The 18,303-nt window shown below is 48.4% G+C and carries 21 protein-coding genes; 4 read left to right on the top strand and 17 right to left on the bottom strand.

Annotated features, from left to right (window positions below):
• Positions 1-132 precede the first annotated feature (132 nt).
• From M3194_RS13895 to M3194_RS31660, 4 genes are all read right to left on the bottom strand, one after another.
• Positions 133-1,176 (bottom strand): phosphodiester glycosidase family protein, encoded by a 1,044-nt coding sequence (locus M3194_RS13895; protein ID WP_251654669.1) that lies wholly within the window; start codon positions 1,174-1,176, stop codon positions 133-135.
• A 310-nt stretch (positions 1,177-1,486) separates the two neighbouring features.
• The gene (locus M3194_RS13900; RefSeq protein ID WP_251654670.1) at positions 1,487-3,259 is read right to left on the bottom strand and encodes an SgrR family transcriptional regulator; all 1,773 of its coding nucleotides are present in this window, start codon (positions 3,257-3,259) and stop codon (positions 1,487-1,489) included.
• A 140-nt stretch (positions 3,260-3,399) separates the two neighbouring features.
• Positions 3,400-3,591 (bottom strand): helix-turn-helix domain-containing protein, encoded by a 192-nt coding sequence (locus M3194_RS13905; RefSeq protein WP_251654671.1) that lies wholly within the window; start codon positions 3,589-3,591, stop codon positions 3,400-3,402.
• Positions 3,592-3,687 (bottom strand): AraC family transcriptional regulator, encoded by a 96-nt coding sequence (locus M3194_RS31660; protein WP_397334320.1) that lies wholly within the window; start codon positions 3,685-3,687, stop codon positions 3,592-3,594. It abuts the gene before it with no gap.
• Between M3194_RS31660 and M3194_RS13910 the strand changes: the two genes are divergently transcribed.
• Entirely contained in the window at positions 3,664-4,428 is a 765-nt protein-coding gene (locus M3194_RS13910; protein WP_251654672.1) for a glycoside hydrolase family 2 TIM barrel-domain containing protein, read from the top strand. The genes M3194_RS31660 and M3194_RS13910 overlap by 24 nt on opposite strands.
• Positions 4,429-4,511: 83 nt before the next feature.
• Here M3194_RS13910 and M3194_RS13915 read toward each other — a convergent pair whose 3' ends face one another.
• The 3 genes from M3194_RS13915 to M3194_RS13925 form a co-directional block, all read right to left on the bottom strand.
• On the bottom strand, positions 4,512-4,994 hold the full coding sequence (locus M3194_RS13915) for a cysteine hydrolase family protein (protein ID WP_251654673.1): 483 nt from the start codon (positions 4,992-4,994) through the stop codon (positions 4,512-4,514).
• A gap of 39 nt (positions 4,995-5,033) precedes the next feature.
• Complete coding sequence (locus M3194_RS13920; protein WP_251654674.1) at positions 5,034-5,975, bottom strand: phosphotransferase; 942 nt, start codon at positions 5,973-5,975, stop codon at positions 5,034-5,036.
• A gap of 79 nt (positions 5,976-6,054) precedes the next feature.
• Positions 6,055-6,330, bottom strand: a complete 276-nt coding sequence (locus M3194_RS13925) for a hypothetical protein (protein WP_251654675.1) — start codon at positions 6,328-6,330, stop codon at positions 6,055-6,057.
• A 106-nt stretch (positions 6,331-6,436) separates the two neighbouring features.
• Between M3194_RS13925 and M3194_RS13930 the strand changes: the two genes are divergently transcribed.
• Positions 6,437-6,667 carry a hypothetical protein gene (locus M3194_RS13930; RefSeq protein ID WP_251654676.1) on the top strand — a complete coding sequence of 77 codons (231 nt, stop codon included), beginning with the start codon at positions 6,437-6,439 and terminating at the stop codon, positions 6,665-6,667.
• Between the two features lie 114 nt (positions 6,668-6,781).
• Here the strand turns inward: M3194_RS13930 and M3194_RS13935 are convergent, their stop codons facing one another.
• A complete protein-coding gene (locus M3194_RS13935) occupies positions 6,782-7,558 on the bottom strand; it encodes a class I SAM-dependent methyltransferase (protein ID WP_251654677.1) in 777 nt (258 codons plus the stop codon).
• Between the two features lie 229 nt (positions 7,559-7,787).
• Here M3194_RS13935 and M3194_RS13940 point away from each other — a divergent pair, with 229 nt between their 5' ends.
• Positions 7,788-8,345, top strand: coding sequence for a DUF420 domain-containing protein (locus M3194_RS13940; RefSeq protein ID WP_251654678.1), 558 nt, complete (start codon positions 7,788-7,790; stop codon positions 8,343-8,345).
• A gap of 81 nt (positions 8,346-8,426) precedes the next feature.
• Here the strand turns inward: M3194_RS13940 and M3194_RS13945 are convergent, their stop codons facing one another.
• From M3194_RS13945 to M3194_RS13960, 4 genes are all read right to left on the bottom strand, one after another.
• Positions 8,427-9,155, bottom strand: coding sequence for an NAD(P)-dependent oxidoreductase (locus M3194_RS13945; RefSeq protein ID WP_251654679.1), 729 nt, complete (start codon positions 9,153-9,155; stop codon positions 8,427-8,429).
• Positions 9,156-9,347: 192 nt separating this feature from the next.
• Positions 9,348-9,680 (bottom strand): winged helix-turn-helix transcriptional regulator, encoded by a 333-nt coding sequence (locus M3194_RS13950; RefSeq protein WP_251654680.1) that lies wholly within the window; start codon positions 9,678-9,680, stop codon positions 9,348-9,350.
• A gap of 304 nt (positions 9,681-9,984) precedes the next feature.
• Positions 9,985-10,983: a type I glyceraldehyde-3-phosphate dehydrogenase gene (locus M3194_RS13955; protein WP_251654681.1), complete on the bottom strand. Its 999-nt coding sequence runs from the start codon at positions 10,981-10,983 to the stop codon at positions 9,985-9,987.
• A 408-nt stretch (positions 10,984-11,391) separates the two neighbouring features.
• The gene (locus M3194_RS13960) at positions 11,392-11,952 is read right to left on the bottom strand and encodes an ATP-binding protein (RefSeq protein ID WP_251654682.1); all 561 of its coding nucleotides are present in this window, start codon (positions 11,950-11,952) and stop codon (positions 11,392-11,394) included.
• Positions 11,953-12,286: 334 nt separating this feature from the next.
• On the opposite strand from M3194_RS13960, the gene M3194_RS13965 reads away from it, so the two are divergent.
• Positions 12,287-13,003, top strand: coding sequence for a DUF5666 domain-containing protein (locus tag M3194_RS13965; RefSeq protein WP_251654683.1), 717 nt, complete (start codon positions 12,287-12,289; stop codon positions 13,001-13,003).
• Positions 13,004-13,050: 47 nt separating this feature from the next.
• On the opposite strand, the gene M3194_RS13970 is transcribed toward M3194_RS13965, so the two are convergent.
• The 5 genes from M3194_RS13970 to M3194_RS13990 all read right to left on the bottom strand — a co-directional run bounded on the left by M3194_RS13970 (position 13,051) and on the right by M3194_RS13990 (position 18,235).
• A complete protein-coding gene (locus M3194_RS13970) occupies positions 13,051-13,302 on the bottom strand; it encodes a DUF7667 family protein (RefSeq protein WP_251654684.1) in 252 nt (83 codons plus the stop codon).
• Positions 13,303-13,417: 115 nt separating this feature from the next.
• Positions 13,418-14,911: a CehA/McbA family metallohydrolase gene (locus M3194_RS13975; RefSeq protein ID WP_251654685.1), complete on the bottom strand. Its 1,494-nt coding sequence runs from the start codon at positions 14,909-14,911 to the stop codon at positions 13,418-13,420.
• A gap of 11 nt (positions 14,912-14,922) precedes the next feature.
• Positions 14,923-15,792, bottom strand: a complete 870-nt coding sequence (locus tag M3194_RS13980; RefSeq protein ID WP_251654686.1) for a carbohydrate ABC transporter permease — start codon at positions 15,790-15,792, stop codon at positions 14,923-14,925.
• A 5-nt stretch (positions 15,793-15,797) separates the two neighbouring features.
• Complete coding sequence (locus M3194_RS13985) at positions 15,798-16,673, bottom strand: ABC transporter permease subunit (protein WP_251654687.1); 876 nt, start codon at positions 16,671-16,673, stop codon at positions 15,798-15,800.
• Between the two features lie 104 nt (positions 16,674-16,777).
• Positions 16,778-18,235: an extracellular solute-binding protein gene (locus M3194_RS13990; RefSeq protein WP_251654688.1), complete on the bottom strand. Its 1,458-nt coding sequence runs from the start codon at positions 18,233-18,235 to the stop codon at positions 16,778-16,780.
• Positions 18,236-18,303: the final 68 nt, after the last annotated feature.

Consider the following 18,303-nt stretch of genomic DNA (forward strand, 5'->3'; position numbering starts at 1 on the left):
CAACAGAATGATATTTTCCTGCCTAAATGGCATCCTTCTATCTGTATGGCAAAGGGGCGTGAATATAACCGGTTTTATGCGTAATCAAACACAAAGACCCTCCTGTCGCCAGGAGGGTCTTTGATTATTTATTTATTGGAGGCCAATGCCTTCAAACGAGGTTACCTTTTTGCCGTCCACATCAACATGAAGGTTATCTCCTTCTTGCGGGATCAAAGCCCAGATGTTTGGCAGATAACGCGGTATATTATTGCGAGAAGAAGGAATCGTAATATTATCACCGTTAAAATACATCGAAGCGGAAGACCCGCCATCCATACACATGGCATTAACGGCTCCGCGCTCATACAGCAAGTCCTGTACTTCTTTAATGCTTGCTCCTACGGAGCGAGCCTGCCGGCCGTCAATAACAACGAAAATAATGGTGCCGTCTTTCTTCTGGCCAATTGCCGTACGCGGTCCCCAGCCCCAGCCGCCATCGCCTTCGACCATCTTTTGGCCGTTTACGATGAGCTGCGGTTTGAATCCTGCAGCATATTGTACCCCAAGATTAACTAGCTCATTCGCGCTGTACTTGCCGGTAATCATCACGCCGTCTTTTGTAATTCCGGCAACAAACTCTTTTGTGTTTTTGTTCTGGCTTTTGATAACGCCATCCTCGATAACGACGCCGGTAGATGCTCCGCCGTTGCCTTGGCCGTTCAAATCGACAAAGCCACTGGCATTGATCGCGGCAAGTGCTTTCGCCCGCTTTGCAATGACAAAGATTTGTTCCCCGTGATCACTCAGCTTCGAGCTGACCAGCTTTACCCGGTTCGGATTCGAGATCGTGATGATTTTCCCTTTGTAATAATGCGTAGGATTCGTGTAGCTCTCGATCGACTCCACATGCACGTACAAATCTTTATCCGATTTTACGTTAACAAGGTCGTCTAAATCATCTTTGACTGACGCGCTATTCTCATAACTCGGATTGTTTATATTTTCCAACATGGCATCCAGTTCACTTTGCGGCAAGAAAGTAAACTTCGCCCACTGGCGATGCTGTGATGATAAGATACTCTCTGCTGCCATCGCTCGAAGCTGATATCCGGAATCCGTAAAAAACATAAAGACACCCGAAATAATCGCCCAGACGATGATAAATATGCCTACAAAACCAAAAAACTTCTTCACAAATTCCATCCTTTCTGTGCGGAATTCACTTTAAGATGAAAGCCCATTATAAGTCTAGCAGCCTAACAAATGCTATAAGCAAATATTTTCAGTTGAACCATTATGTTTTCTTCTCTATTTAATAGACGTAATGAACCGACAAAAATAATGCAGTTTCTCGCAATTTTTTTCTAATCTATTTTTTCCAGCGAAAAAAGAGTCAAAAAATGCGGTCCCTTTTAGAGACCGCTCGCTTTAAAACTATTAAACGGATGCATTACCTTAATCCTCAAACCGCAAACTAAATACACGTTGTAGACATCCCGTTCTATTAATCATGCTCCTCCAGCCACACATCCTTGAAGTCAATCCAGCCTAAAGGATTTAAGCTTACTCCCCGTACGGATGGATGCAAATAAGTACTTAGGCGTCTGTGGTGAAGGAAGCAAACCACCGCTTCTTGACGTAGGCGCTCTTCTATTTCTTTCAACAACATACGGCGCTCTTCCATCGTTTCAGCTGCTAACGCATGATCGATCCGGCTGAATACCCACGCTTTCCGTTCTGCGTCAAAAAAGTTATTCATCACGCTGTCACGATGAGCATAGGCCTCAATCTCGCAAACCTCATCCTCCGGAAATACAAGTCCGGAAATACAGAAATCGGCTAGCAACAAGCTATCGTAGGGCAGCACCTCCGTCTGGATGCCCCATTTCGCCAATCGGTCCGTCACCCAGGCGCCGTCTTCCTTGTACTTGGGATGAAAGGCAAACCGCAGCGTCTCTCCGCCATAACCGGAGTTTTGAAGCAGGCTTCGGATTTGCTCAGGCTGTACGGGTTCCAGCGAATGCGAACGGATTGCTTCCGGTCTGAAGCCAAAAGCCGGAATTGCCCGTTCTCCGCCAAGCTCCGCTATCATTTCCTCCGGGTGAACAATCAGGCGAACAGCCTGACGGAAAGCTTCAGACCGCTGCGGGCCGGCCGCTGCTAGATTCCAATTCAGAAGAACGCAGCCCTGACAGAGCTTCTCGATCTCCTGCCATTCTTCCCGCGTAGTTGTCTGATCCATTCGCATCGTATCCAGACTATGATGAACCTTCGCAAGTTTGTCGATATCCGTACTGCAAACCTCCGGCATAATCACAACTTCCACTTCATCCAGATAGGGCCTGCCTTGAAAATAATCAGCATGAGCATCCAGTCTGATTCGGCTATGCGTCCACTTCGCAAGCCGGAAGGGACCGGTCCCAATCGGTTGTTTCCAGAAATTCTCTTCTTCATTGCCTGCAAAATCGCAAGGAAGAATGCTGGCTGCCGCCGAACACATGAACCGGTCAAAGATCCGATTGACCCGGTTAAGCTTGATGCGCAGCACGCGGGGACCAATTGTCTCTATACTCGCCACTTCACGCAGCAGCCAACTGTTCGCTGTTCCCTTATGCAGCCGGTTAAGACTAAATTGCACGTCGCTAGAAGTAAGCTCCTGGCCATTATGGAACCGGACTCCCTTGCGGAGATAAAACGTCCATTCCGTAGCTGCCGGATTTGAATTCCAGGAATGGGCGAGCATCGGCACAATCTTGCCCATTTGCTCGTCGAACCGCAACAGCCGGTCGAAGACTTGGCGAATCAGGTGAGAATCGAAGGCATACAGCAGATCGGCCGGATCCAGAGTCAGAGGCGCCTTTAACACGGGAAAAACGAGGGAATCCCTGCATTGCTGACCTTCCCCTGCCCCCGCTTTTTTGTAGCCGAACTGATTATCAAGCCATTCCAGGAATTTGATCCTGGCATTCGTTCCGCTTCCGTATTGAGCGATAAGATCGAATGCGCGCTTATAATCCCCTTGTTCCGCCATATGCGTGACATACTCTAACAAATACGGCTCCTTGCCGGTATGAAATACGATTCTGGACCGATGGCCCCTGCCTACCCCGGGCAGCCATTCTATCAGCTGCTCGCTCTGAAGCTTCTTCAGAATAAGCTTGGCGTTGCGCGGCGTACAGTATAGAAGGTCGGATAATTCCTCCAAGGTAGCTTCCACAGGAACGGAGTCGCCGCCAAAACGTTCGTATAAGGTCAAATACCTCTCATCCAGAAGCATGTCTGCAGCCCTCCTATGTAGTCAATCAAGGAATATTGTTGGCGCAAGTATACACTTCTTCCACCTGTTTGGGTAGCACCAAGATCTCTTATAATTAAAGAAGCCGCAGCACCAACAATGTTGCATCGTTATCTTGTTTGCTAATCCATAACGTTGCCGCTCTCCGCCCTCTTTCGTTCCCTATAACGACTTGGAGACACGCCGTTATGCTGTTTGAACATCTTGCTGAAATGATATTCCTCATAATATCCGCATAGCTTGGCAATCTGCTTGACTGGATAGTCCGTAAAGACGAGATAACCGCAGGCTTGCTGGTTGCGGATATGATTCAACTATTCTTTTGGCCCCATGCCGGTATATTTAATAAACACCTTGCGCAGGTATGAAGGAGAAATACTGTATGCATGAGCCAGCTGTTCAATCCGCAAATTTTCTGTGAGAACGGAATTATATTCTGGAGCGAGATTCCGATCTGGGGAGCTATGCTTCCTAATGCGACTGTATGTGAACCCCTATTCCAGGAACGTGCGCTGACGATGATGAAGGAAATGGTCCATACGCACCTCCACCACCCTTCCGTTGTATTCTGGTCCGTACATAATGAGCTTGATTCCAGAACGCAAGATGCGTACGAGATGACGGAGAGAATGGTTGAACTGGTAAAAGAGCTGGATACGAGCAGATTGATCACCTATGCCACCATGCATCCGCTGGAGGATGTGCTGCTTCCGTTATTTGATGTTATCGGGATCAACAAGTATTACGGCTGGTATGAGGGCCATGTTGATGGGTTCAGAGAAATGCTTCAGAAGTTTCACGAGCGGGCCGAGCAATTGGGGGCCGGAGACAAGCCGGTGCTTATGACGGAGTTCGGCGGTGCCGGGATAGCCGGGGATGTCGGCTGGGAGCCGCGATTGTTCAGCGAAGACTATCAAGCTCATATTGTGACCGAAGCACTGGAAATATTCAGAGGGGATCTCCGAATTGGAGGCACCTACATCTGGCAGTTTGCCGATATCCGGGGCGATCTGAAGAGCAACGCCAGACATTTCCGCGACCGCGCCCGAAGCTTCAACAATAAAGGGCTGGTCAATGAATACCGCAAGCCAAAGCAATCGTTCCGAGAAGTACGCCGCATCTACCGGGCTTGGAGCGAGCAAGACCGTTAAATAAGATGCCACTTTACGCATACCGTGACAATAGGCAGCCGGTCATAATGACCGGCTGCCGCTTAGTTTTCCGAATCGATGCTTTACATTAAATAGGAGATAGCCGGATGCGAGATTAAGTTTCTGTCTCTATACAAGGATGTTATGGCATCGCTATGCTTGCTTAAGACTGCGTTTTGCAGAATGACCGGTTTAAAGCCTCTTTCACCGGCTCCGTTATAAGTGAACAAGACGCAATGTTCTGCGGCAGTTCCGGAAATAATCAATAGCTCCACGCCCTGTTCGGCCAATAGTTGATCGAGCTCCGTTTGCCAAAACGCGTTTGAGAATTGTTTGGTTACAACAAGGTCCGTATCCTTCATTTGAACCTCTGGAATGGTTGTAAATGAATCTTTATTTAACTCTGAAATCCCTTCTACGTCCTGAACGTGAATGATTACTTGATTTTTGGATCGGAGGATGTCCGATACATAATTGATATACTCGCAAGCGCGATCAATAGCTTTCTTGTCGATATCCTGTAAGTGTACGGCTTGCATGTCAATAATTAAAAATCCAATTTTCATTAATGTTTCTCCTTTTCAAATTGATATTGAATTTCGCGGCTAATCCAAAACCGTATCAGCAGCTTGTTTCGCAAACGCAGCATAAGCTTCGATCCGGTCCGGGCATTGGTCTATTGCCCACCTGAGAGTATCGAAGGCCTTTAATAGCAGCAAATGCCACATAGCTGTAAGATCTGTTTTGTTTAATCCGTACCCGTCTAGAAAAGCATGGAATTCCTCTATATTGGGTCCTTCTATTAGCCCTAGCATCTGGCAATGCATCACTTGAGCGACGGTTCCGTGCGGTACAGCGCTCACTTCCGAATTGCACCAGTCCAATAAGATAACTTCGTCTGCGTGATTGATTATCGTATTTTTCAAAGAGATATCGCCATGATTTAAACCGAAACGGAACGTATCTTTCTTCAAATTCTCAAACAGGCTTCTTACCTGCCGAGAATCGTTCGGTGTTATAACGCCAAGCTGTATCAAAGGATCATGCTCCGTCAAACTATCTATGTTGTACTGCACATACCCTAGCCAGCTTCCGTCAGATCCTGCATGCGGAGGAGATTGAAACTCGCCTCGGACGGGATCCTTCAGATTTTCTCCGAATCCCTTTACCTGAATAGTGTTAATAATCCTGGTATATTCGCCGAACTGTCTCCACACCTCAACCTTGGAAACCTTAGAATCCAGACCATTGTCGCCATCAATAAAAGCTTGAATCATATAAGCTGTATCATCAAGGATTCCTATGGACAATACCTCCGGTCCGGGAATGCCAACTGCGCCAGCTTGCTCGATGCACCATTTCTCTTTCGCATAGCTTGGGAAAAAAGCTTCATCATTCATGCGTACAACAACTTTACTATTCTCTGTTATCACTACGCAAACCTGATTATCGATACCTCTATCCTTAATCAGGTAGGATGATGTTACTTCTTCCCGAAGAAAATCGCCTGCAATTTGTTCTGCTTTTATAACTATGGAATCTTTCATTATGCTCTCGATTCTCCTTAAGGAGGTGCAGCAAGGATTTAGCCGCCACAATGAATCCCCCCTATATTGATCTGACAACCTAGCTCTGATTGAGCCCCATATCTTTCCGTGCCATATCCAAAGCAACTGCCAATTTAATGCGATGAGACTTACACAAACCGATCATGTATTGTGTAATTGACATTGTTTCGATAATAGGCTCTATACTTGCATCATAACGTTCAGTCTCGACAATTGCTACTAAATCCGCATTAATTAAATAAGTAACGATGTCGTCCCCTTGCCCCGGTATCCATTGAAGGCTATACGCTGTCACTAAATGAGCAGTATATTTCTGTAATAATCTCAGCTTCAAAGATCCCTCTAGATGATTAAACAGAGCAGCATGAGTTCTTACCTATAAGTTTGAAGCCTATTGGAAACCGGGTAAGTAGTTTTAAAAGCTGAGTGAGGTGATAGCAATGAACCCTTTCGAGCATAGTGCCGATCGCCGGCACGAGCAGCAGGGCAAGCGCGATAATCCGGAGGGGATTCCGACGGATAAGGAGAGCCTGTTTGACAAGTTCGCCAGCGAGCGTACGGTTGATCCGATTCCGGTCGAAGATCAGACCATCGAGCAGCAGGACGAGAAGAACAAGAAACGCACGAAAGATGATTCATCTAGTGAACGGAAATATCGTCCGGGAATTTGACTTCAATTATTGGCGCGAGATGCCGCCATGGCTCTTCTTACGCTATACTACTGCCTTTGGGTTAAAGTGGAGCAGCTGCTGCCGGCAGACTGCTCCACTTTTTTCAGCATAGAATTACACAGTTTTACGAGCCGTTACGATCGGCTGGTAATAACCGGATACGGAGGGCATTGTCCATTCGATATCCGAGAAACCCGCCATACTCAGAATAGGAGTAAGCTCTTCTCTTAATAAAGCTCTGTATTGTGTCTTGTTATGCTTGGTTATCCACTGCCCGTTAATTTCCTGCAATAAAAAATGGTTAGTTCGATAGGTTTTCTCGTGATCTGCCCAATCCCATACCTGAAATACAATTCGTTTGCCGTTATCGAAAACGCGAGGCTCTGTGGCTCTAGGCTTTTCATTTACCAGCTCATTATAATTCCTGATTGTAAGAAGAAGAATGCCTCCCTGTTTAACTTTGGAATACATGTTCCTTACAGCCAGATATAAATCTTCATCGGTCAGCAGGTGCGGGACTGCATTATCTGCGGAAAGAACAACATCATAGACTCCGGGAACATCTCTTTCTAAAGAACGAAAATCTGCTAATCCGAAGTTGATACCCACTCCTAAAGATTCTGCCTCTTTTTTTGCTCTTTCTATGGACGCAGAACTTAGATCGGTCCCCGTAACTTTAAATCCGTGATTGGCTAGTCCAATGGCTTGAGTTCCAATACCGCAGGAACAATCCAATAGAGAAGTTCCTCCTTCCATAAAAAAATGGAGTTTTGAATGAATGAAATTGCTTAGAACCTCACCTTGCCAAGAAATAGCCTGCTTCCAATCAACGAATATAAGATGATAATCTTCCGCTAGGTTATCATAAAAATCTAAAACTGACTCATCCATCCTACTCACCGCCTACTGGTAGTTCAAATCGTATTAGGTTATTTCAACAATACTGAAGCAATTCCCTTCATATCACGCCATAATGCCTCCGTAACGGCCCAACTTCTGAAAAGACTATAAATCGTCAATAAGATTTCGCCATTTTGACAACAGTGTCTGATTGCTGCTCGTTAAAACCGTCTATAATGAAGCCATTACCATGTGTCAGGAAGGGAGATCTTTGTTTTAAATGAGCGAAAGATACAATGAACCGGGGCAAACGAGCAACAAAAATTACACAGGTGCCATCGTCACCATCTCATTGGTCGCTAATATCGTTATTTTACTCTTGTTCTTCTCACCTATTGGCTACAAGGGAGATATCGATTTCGACATTACCCTTTTCCCAAGAATCAATGGGGTGTTAAACAGCTTTACCTTCATTTTCCTGCTTGTAGCGTTGTTTGCGATCCTGCGAAAGAACGTAAAGCTTCACAAAGGCTTTATTATCGCCGCATTCTCATCTACATTGTTATTCCTTGTCTCCTACTTAACGTTCCATTACATGTCGACGGAGACGGCGAAATTCGGCGGTGAAGGCATTATTCGGCCGATCTACTTCTTCATTCTGATCTCTCACAGCATTCTGGCGGCTATCATCGTGCCTCTCGCTTTGTTCACTCTCGTATGGGGATGGACCAATCAGTTGCATAAACATCGTAGAATTGCTCGTTGGACAATGCCGATCTGGCTCTATGTCAGCTTAACCGGGGTTGTCGTATTCCTGATGATGGCACCTTATTATTAAAAGGAATGGAAATCAAGGAAAGGCAACTCCAAATGGAGTTGCCTTCTTTAATGATGTTTGCCCCAAGCTCCCATATGCTCCTTAGCGTACAGCGTTATCATTTTGACAGGCGAGGCCAACCCTTTTTCTCTTGAAAGGCCCATCGAGCTCCATATGGTCCATCATGCATTTGACAACATCATCATAAGCAACGTCTAGATCTTGAAGTCGGCTGAACAAATAACCGGCTAGATCTGCCTCGGAATATTCCTTAATCGCCTTCGGAATGGATAGGGGTAAGACTTCCGTTGTCACATTTAGATGGCTGGGCGCCGGAGGCTCAGTCGAATCAAGCATGGTTCCCGGACACATAATGGACCAATCGAGCTTTGATTGCAGCAATCGTTCATAGTTTCGGTTGTGGGTTTTGTACGCAGGCGGGAAGCCTGGAAGATTATTGCCAATGAAATCCGTGTATGGAATATCCAGCAGGCCAGCGCCTCCCATTACCCATACCCTTCCGGTAAAGCTAGGATGAACTTCGCATTGGCTTATAATATTATCAACGAGACGAACAAACTCATCTCCTTGACCCGCATGGCCGGCAGCAATAATAACGGCGTCTTGATGCGAGAGCGCCTCTCTAACGCTTGCCGGATTCAGGATATCGTCCACGACCACCCTCACCTGTCTGGCGGAACTCTCTCCTTGCTGCTCGTAGAACTTCTCGGAGTTTCGCACGAATGCAGTCATTTCATGTCCCCTTCTATACCCTTGCTCCAGCGCTCTTCTTCCCGTATTTCCCGTTGCTCCGAAAACAATGATTTTCATCGTTTTTCCTCCTTTATTTAATGACTCCGTTTATTCATCTCTGAATTGATTCAAGCATAGCATCGCTTAAAAATCTTGATAAGAACGCACTTTAAAGTGGGGACCTTACTTTAAAGTAAGTTTTAAACAGACAGAGTGATTCGGAAAAAATTTGACCGCAAACAAAAAAACTGCCAAGGATGGCAGCTTTCTTTATGACGCGGATTCTTCAAATTTCCGTTTATTATGATTTTCTCCCCAAGCACACATAACTTCAGCCACAGGAATCAATGTTTTACCATATTCGCTAAGAGAATATTCTACTTTTGGAGGGACGGTCGGGTAGACCGTTCGATCGATTATGCCCTCTCGTTCCAAATCCCGAAGATGTTGGGAAAGCATTTTTTGGGAAGCATCGGGTATAAGCTTTTCCAGATCGTTGAATCGTTTATTGGATTGTATCAAATGCCATAAAATCATTGGCTTCCATTTGCCGCCTAAAACATGAATGATTGTCTCCACCGGGCATTCAAGCTGATGAATCATTGATAAATCATCCCCTTACCTTGAAGGTAGCTGCTTGCTCACAAAGCAACTCTTAACAAAATCTTACAGAATAATTGCGGCCGGGTCAATCAAATCCATTGAAACAAACTATTCTAAGCCGCCCTTCCCGCTGCTGTCTTCAATATTTCTTAAACATGCCAACGGACTTCTGACTCGTGTATTATAGGAACATTATATTTAATGTTAACGACACAAACACCTCATAACACCAAAGAGCCGCATTAACGCGGCTCTTGATAAGATAAAGTTAGGCTGTACGGTTTGTCTGCCCCTTGTGTTTAAGTTATTTATTCGCCAAAAATGCCGCAACCTCCGCCAGGCGAGTAGCGAAGCCCCATTCATTGTCATACCACGTCGCGACGGACAGGAGCTCCCCTTCCACGTGAGTGAGAGGCAGATCAATGATTGAGGTATGCGGGTCTCCAACGATCCGCGACGACGCCCATTCGTCCTCGAGTACGTCCATGACGCCTTTCAGGTCTCCTTCTCGCGAGGCGCGGCGGAACATATCGTTCACTTCCTGCACCGAGCATGGTTTCTCGGTGATCAGGTTAAGCTCGGCGATGCTGCCCGTGCGGGTCGGAATGCGGTACGCTTTGCCCGTAATCTGCAGGTCCGGCCAGATGAACTTGAGCGCCTTGGCCGCGCCTGAAGAAGACGGAATGATGTTTTCGGCCGCCGCCCACGAGTCCCGGCGGTCCCGCATCGGCTGATCCGTCAACGATTGCGTATTGGTATAGGAATGGACCGTGGAGAACAGTCCGAATTTGATCCCGTAGTTTTCTTTAACCAGCTTTACGACGGCGGCCAAGGCTTTAGTCGTGCAGCTGGCCATGCTGATGATCCGGTGCTTGTCGGGATCGAAGCTGTCGAGGTTGATGCCCTTAAGCAGCACCGCGTCGCAATCGTCGAGGGATTTGCTCGGGCCGCTGATCAGAACGCGTTTTGCGCCGCGGTCCAAATGGACCTGCGCGACGGAACGGACGACGGCACGGCCCGTGCAGTCGACAACGAGATCCACGCCGAGTGCCTTCCAGTCCGGTACTTCCTGAGAGGAATTAATATATAGAATCTCTCGTCCGCCGATGACCATGACACCCTCTTTGGAGGATACGTCCTCGTGCCAACGCTTATAGTTGGAATCCACCTCGAACAGAGCGGCAAGCGTGCCCTCGTCCTTGATATCCGATACCGAAACCGGAACAAAGAGCTTGTCCTGAAGAGCGACGCGCAGCAATTGTCTGCCGATGCGGCCGAATCCGAATATCGCAATTTTACCCATTTTCTCATCCTCCATGTGCATGATGTTTTCGACGGGTATAGTGTACGCAAGTTTGAACATTAAATATCCAAAGATGGCCATTTTTTTGTCACCAAGGCTAACGAGGATTTCAAAAATAGCCAGATCCTTTTACAGCAGCAGACTAATGGTGATGACGATGGATATGGAGCATCCTGCCGACGGCAGACTGCTCCGCTGTTTTATCGTTCAAACTAAGTTCAAACCACGATTATTTGGTTTTCCTCTTATAATATCTATCTATAAACCCTATTAAAATATGTAAAATTGTAATTAAAGCTGCCATCTGTACAGACTTATTAAAGTCAATCCCGATAAAATAATAACTCATGAGCCATATCGCAATAAAATAAACTCCCCATCCGAGTATAAGTTTATATCTCCCCTTCCTCATTGTCTTATACGCTCGTTAATTTCCGTAATCTTCTCAATAATCATCGGTACGTCTACTTCATTGCTTCTGACTACATATAGATAGTCAGCTTCGTCTTTCTCCGGCACCGATATCTCGTTCTTTAGTTGTCGGGCAAGCACGTCTTCGAACGTTGAGCCACTCCGAAAAATGTCTTTGCTGCGCTGACTTTCCTTTACCCGTATTTGAAGTACGTCCTCCGGAATATCGAAATAAACGAGAATGGCAATAAACCCTTTGCTTCGAAAATAGTTCAATACTTCCATGCGACCTTTTCGCGCGAGATTAGAATTGCATAACACGATATGACAATCGGTCTGATTTACCGCGTAATCGATTATCGATTGAGTAACCGCATATTTCAGCTTATTTGGGCCTTCTTTAGGACGCAGCGATTCATAATAAGCGTTTATGAACGATGCGTGATTGTCTTGGTCAATCATAACGGCATTCTTTAATTGCAACTCTAACTGCTTTGCGAATGTCGTCTTACCGCTATGCGTTTTACCTATCGTTACGACTACAATTCTATTCGTCATAAAAGCCTCCTTCCTTTGCTTACACTTTATTCCACAGATTATGATGCATTCCCTCCTATAGAGCATGAAGCAGCTAGGGGCGGCGCTAAGCTTTTATGAGTCTACTAAAAAATAAAATATCAATGAAAAATAATTCGTCACTCAGTTGTATTACAAGTGTTAAGGAGGAGGTGCTGAAATGTTCCATTTATTTGACCCTAATAAATCTATTTATAAGCTTGCAATGTCGAAATTGCGAACCAGCAAAAACTTCAAAAAGGCAACCTCTCGGAAGTTAAAGCGCGCATTAGCGAACACAACAAACAACTCTACAATAAATAAGGAGCGGATTATTATGGAAAAGAACAAAAAGAAATGGACGGGTTGGACAGTAGGTATCGCGGCATGCGCGGTCTTGGCAGCTGGCGTTATTAGTGTCAATCAGAATCCAAACAACACGGTACCTTCACCGACTAAGCAGGAACAGACGGCTGATGCGACAACAAACTCTCCTATTAAAGGCAAAGTATCGGTTAATATTGAAGGCGTAATTTCCGAAGTAAGCGAGGATGGAAAAAGCTTCAAGGTAGGCGGATTGTGGGTTGAAGTAACCGATCAAACGCAGCTGGGAAGCAGCGAGCCTACTGCGGCGGAGCCGTCCCAGGAGCTGCTCAATAAGGAATTTAAAGTAGGCGATATCGTGTCCGGTTATACCTCCCAAGATGTAAGCACAAGCAATGTAAAGGCTGATGTAATCTACAACTTGATTGCGCCTCAAAAGGATGATGCCGGCAAGCCTGCTACTACAGCCAAGATGGCGGCAAATCTAAACGGCGTCATCTCTGAAGTAAGCGAAGACGGCAAGAGCTTTAAGGTTAATGATGTTTGGGTAACGGTTACTCCTGACACGATAATGGGCATCACTGAACCAACAGCCGGCGAGCAATCCGATGAATTGCTGGAAAAAGAATTCAAAGTTGGGAACTTGGTCTCCGGTTTTACAACGGATGACCTGAGCAGCGGCAAAGTAAATGCCGCACGCATCTACAACAATATGCCTTACGCAGGATAAGAGGATAGACGAAGAAAAGCACCTTTTGCGGGTGCTTTTTCTCATTCTTAAAATTGAGGAGAACCCGGCGGCAAGCCGCTCAGCTTCTCCAGCCTTTGGCAAATCTCGTGCTGCCATTCGACATCCCCGGCTATGGACGCGGCCAGCGATAAATTGTACAAACCGGCTAATTGCCTCATATGCATAGCATTGACCGCCAGGCAGTGCTCGAAATCCGCCTGCTCTTCACTGGTCAGACGCCTGCTACCTCGAATGATCCATAACTCAGCAAGCCGTTCATGTATCGGCAGAATGGTCATACTTGGCCTCCCTCTTACGTCTTTTGCTATTAGCCAGTATGACCAAAAATGTAAGCTTCCAAGCACTAGCAGCGGAGCGGCCTTGGGGATGAATCTAGCCCGGGAAGCGAAGCAATCACCAAGTCCTTCCTTCTTGTTCGATGTATATCGGATTCGTCAAACAGGTCACTGCCGATTGCTTCAATCCCTCCACGCTGCGTCGTGCCTCCAGCCTGTAGAACAACCGGTCGCTTGAGCCATGGAATTCCAGCAGGACCTGACCGTTCTCCGCTTCAACCGTTCGCGGCGCAACGGCGCCTGCAAGTACCACGGCATCCGGCTCCCAAGGAGCGCAGTTTTTATTGTCCGGCGCATCGAACTCGAGAATCTCGGCGACTTCCCGCTGAACGGTCCAGCCGCCGGCTTCAGCGGCATCCTGCTCCCATTGTCTTGCCTCGATGGACGCATGCGAATCGGCAATGTCCCATATTGCCTCGATGCCGCGGTCCGACCATAAGGCTACGCGGTCGCCTTTGGCTCCGCAAACGTTGATCGTCAGCGGGATCCCGTCCTTTCCATCGACGGCCGTCAAAGGAATGGTCTGGCCAATGCCATACTCGCCGGCCGTAAGAGCCAAGCAAGTCTCGTCAGGATCGAATTGCAGCACGACGCGGCCCTGACGAATACCCGCCAGCACGCCTTGCGCCGTGTCGGTTTCCGCCCAAACGGATGCCGTTGGCCGGCCGTGTTTTACAAATCGTTCCTCCCGGTGAGCGTCGCTCCCGCCAAGGGCGATCAAGCGGTGACCCTGAGCAAGCTGCCCTTGCCACCAAGCAAGCGCGCGCTCATTCAGTCCTCGCCACGGGCCGTTCCATACCTCTATAGCATCATACGGCAAGTCAAATCCGAGCTCCCATGGACAAGACGGGCAGAACGGATGATTAAGCGACACGAAGCCTCCGCGCTTGCGCGCTTCACCGAGCACCTCGCCTGCTTGTTCCGACGTCGTGACGCGAAAATCCATCAGCGCATCCGACACGCCAAGGACGTTGGCATGGCCAAAATAGCTTGTCAGCTCCACGCCAGGAATGACCAGCAGCTCTTCGTCGGGAACAAGCGTCTCATGATTCTGAGAAGTCGTATTATGATCCGTTAGCGCCATAAATTCCAGACCGCGGGCCTTGCATGATTCCTTCGCCTGCCCGATCGTGTAGCTCCCGTCGCTGTGCACGCTGTGCATGTGTAGATCGCCTTTCATCCACCGGCCATGCGGTCTCGTTAACTCGACTTCGATGATAACCTCCGCTCCGCCTTCAGGGATTTTGTACGCTCCGAGCAGCACGGCCCATTCGCCCTCGACAATCGGTTCGGCCAGATAGCCCGGGGTCGCTTTCTCTGTACCGACGAAGAACGCTTCGCGAGCGCCGCCGCTCCAGCCGACGATTCGCTTCGGCGAGCGAAGGCCAATATCGACGACCGCTGCTCCCCCGGCTGCCTCACGTTCATAGCGATAAGCGATATCGATACGCTCCACAGCTCCTTCCACCGCGAAAGGAACCTCCAAATAAGAACGCTGCTCTTCTTTGTCAATCCATCTGCGCAGCACGAACCGCTGTTTCTTCATCTCCATCATACTTCCTCCTATTCTTTGCTGGCTCCGAGCAGGATGCCCTTCATGAAATACTTCTGCACGAACGGATATACCGCCAGCAGCGGAAGGATGCTGATGACGATACCTGCCATCCGCACGTTGGTTGTGACCATATAGGTACCGGAATTGCTGCTCGTATCGATGATCATCGCCTTCAGCGCGACCTGGAGCGTATACTTCATGGAATCGTTAATGAACATGACCGGCGCGGTGAACATATTCCACCGTCCGACGAACTCGAACAGCGTCACGGTTGCAAGACCCGCAGCGGCTAGACGCATATACATCGTCAGGAAGATACGGAACTCGCCGGCGCCGTCGATCTTGGCCGACTCCGACATCTCGTAAGGGACGTTCAGGAAGAAGCTGCGCATGAGCAGGATCGAGAACCCAGACACGAGACCCGACAGTACTAGAGAGCTCAGCGTGTTGATCAGATGCAAGTCTTTGTTAACCACATAGAGCGGAATCATAATCGCTTCCTGGGGCAGCATCATCGTGATCAGAATGAACGTCAGCATTATCTTCTTTCCCGGTAGACGAGGATAGATGAATACATAACCGGCTAAGCTGGACAGCAGCACATGCAGCACGGTGCCGATCACGGTTACGATAACGCTGTTCATCAGGGGACGCCAGATATCCAGGCTTTTCCATACAATGGCATAGCCCTCCGCGCTGAACTGCTTGGGCCACAGCACGATTTCCGGCCTCATGGAGGCGATGCCCGAAGAGAAGGACAGCGCCAGTACGTTAATGAACGGAATAATCATGGTAAGCATGAGACCAAACAAGAACAAGACATTCAACGCGTCGAACACTTTACTCTTCCAGCCAAGCCGTTCGAATCGATCGGACATAGTCATTACACCTCATCAAATCGCGTGATTCGCCGTACGACGAGTGTCAGCGCGAGCGTTAATAGCAATACGAAGAAGCTGGCGGCCGCCGCGGGGCCAAGCTGGATTTCAAGAATCCCCTTCTGGAACGTGTACATCATCAGCACGTCCACTTTCGCGGCAATCGTAGGGTTGCGTAGGATAAATACTTCGTCAAAGATCCGCAGTATGCCAAGCGTATTCAACAGGAAAACAACCTTCATCGTGTTGCTGAGCTGCGGAATCGTGACGTAGATTAATTGCTTCCAGCGGGACGCGCCGTCCATGCGCGCCGCTTCGTAGAGCGAAGGATTGATCGACACGATTCCCGCCAGGAACAGGATGCAGGTATAGCCCATCTCCTTCCAGGTTGCAAGGAGAATCAAGATCCAGCGCGCCCATCCGGAGTCGGCCATGAAATTAATCGGCTTCATGTGAAACACATGGACAAGAATCATATTGATAATCCCGCTGTCGGGCGAAAGCATGAAAATCCAGATCCCTCCAACAACGACCCACGAGAGAAGATGCGGTACGTACAAAATCATCTGCGCCGCCTTCTTGAACCAGGTCCTCAGCACTTCGTTGAGTGACAGTGCGATAGCAAGAGGCGCGACAAAGCTGAAGCAGAGAATGCCTCCTCCTATGACAAGCGTGTTGACCACTGCATCCCAGAACAATGAGTCATGAAGCACCGCTGAATAGTTCGCGAATCCGACGTAAGGTCTGTCACCCATCAGCTTGTAATCCTGAAAGCTGGTCTGAAGCCCTTTCACGAGCGGGTAATAAGCAAAAACAAGAAAATAAGCGATCACCGGCACCATCATGACGTAGAGGGCGCTGTATTTCTTCAATAATCTCATCCTTTTCTTCACGTCCTTATCTGGTAAAGTGATCGGGATGAAAGCAGGCAAGCAGGGGATCCACGCTCCCCTGCCTGCTTATGCTCCGTTCATACGGATCAGGTTTACTCGTCGATCAGTTTCTTCCCAAGCAGCTCATCGTGCATCTTCTTCACGGCTTCCGCAGCGTCCATTTGACCGGACATTGCTTTAAGCGCATAATTCTTGACGATCTTCTCCGCATCTGGCCAGCCTGGCAATGACAATTCAAGCGTCGCGTTCTTGTTCACGAGATCTTGCGCCTCTTGCACGCCAGGAAGCTTGCCGAACGGATACTCCACGTTCTGGTTGTACCAGAACGGTACTCCGTGGTCCATGTTATGCTCGATTCCGGTCGGCGTCAGCTTGTACGCATCGCCTTCCTTCGTGTAATCCTCATTCTCGATGCCCAGGCTTCCGAGCATAATGCCCGGCTCCGTGTGCCAGAATTCCAGGAACTTCTTCGCGGCTTCCGGATGCTCGGCATTGGCCGGAATGATCCAGAAATCCGGATCTCCGCGCCGCATCAGGACGGTACCGTCAGCACCCGGTATGCTCGAAAGCGCCTTTGCATTAAACGTCGTGTTCGGATCCTCTTGTTTGCGCGTGTTATTGAACATGCCAACCCAAGCATCCCAATAAGTGACCATGCCAACGCGGTCGGTGAGGAACAGATTACGCATCTTGCCCGAGTCGTTCGTCACGAAGTTTGGATCCATGATGCCTTCCTTCACCAGCTTGGCGAACCATTCATAAATCGGAATGGCTGCTTCTGTCGCGTACGGAATCGTGCGCTTGCCGTCCTTCATTACATAATGCGCCTTAACGCCTGCGGCGCTCATGAAGGCTTGTATATCGTAAATATCCGCCGTGCTGAGGCCGTACGTATCATTCTTGCCGTTGCCGTCAGGATCCTTTTCCTTGAACGCTTTAAGCACGTTGTAGTACTCGTCCAGCGTCTTCGGATCCTGCAGGCCAAGCTTGTCCAGCCAATCCTTGCGCACGATCGGCATCGTGCCGCCTTGGAATTTGTTGAATACGCCGACGATTCTGCCGTCCTTGTCCTTCAGCTGCTCCCATTCGCTTGTAGGAACGACAGTCGGATCGGAGAGCACTTTGGAGCCGGTGACGAAATCCGTCAGGTCCGTAACGACGCCTTGATCCACAAAAGTAGCCAGCTTGCCGAGATCGCTGAGCTCGATCAGATCGTATTTCTCGCCGGAGCCTAGTGCCGTCAGTACTTTCTGATCGTAATCGCTTGCCGGCTTCTCAATCGAAGTGTCAATACCGGTCAGTCGCGTGATTTCCGCCGCGAACTTCGTGGTCTCTTCCGGTGTCTTGCCTCCGACGTTACCGTCTAGGATCCGCAGCTTCATATCCGCCGCCGGAGCATTAGACGGGGCGTTCGCGCTATTGCCGGTCTGTGCATTACCAGCCCCTGGCGTATTTGCAGCATTGCTCGATCCGCTTTCCGAACCGCAGCCGGACAGAAGCAGTGTTCCGAGAGCGGCAACCGTAGACACCGTTAACATTACTTTTTTCATGGGTAGATAACCTCCTGAATGCATGAGCGTATTGGTATTATGAATCCGTGTGATGTAGAGCGACAGCC

Origin of the sequence: Paenibacillus glycanilyticus, assembly GCF_023715145.1 — a bacterium.
GTDB lineage: Bacteria > Bacillota > Bacilli > Paenibacillales > Paenibacillaceae > Pristimantibacillus > Pristimantibacillus glycanilyticus_A.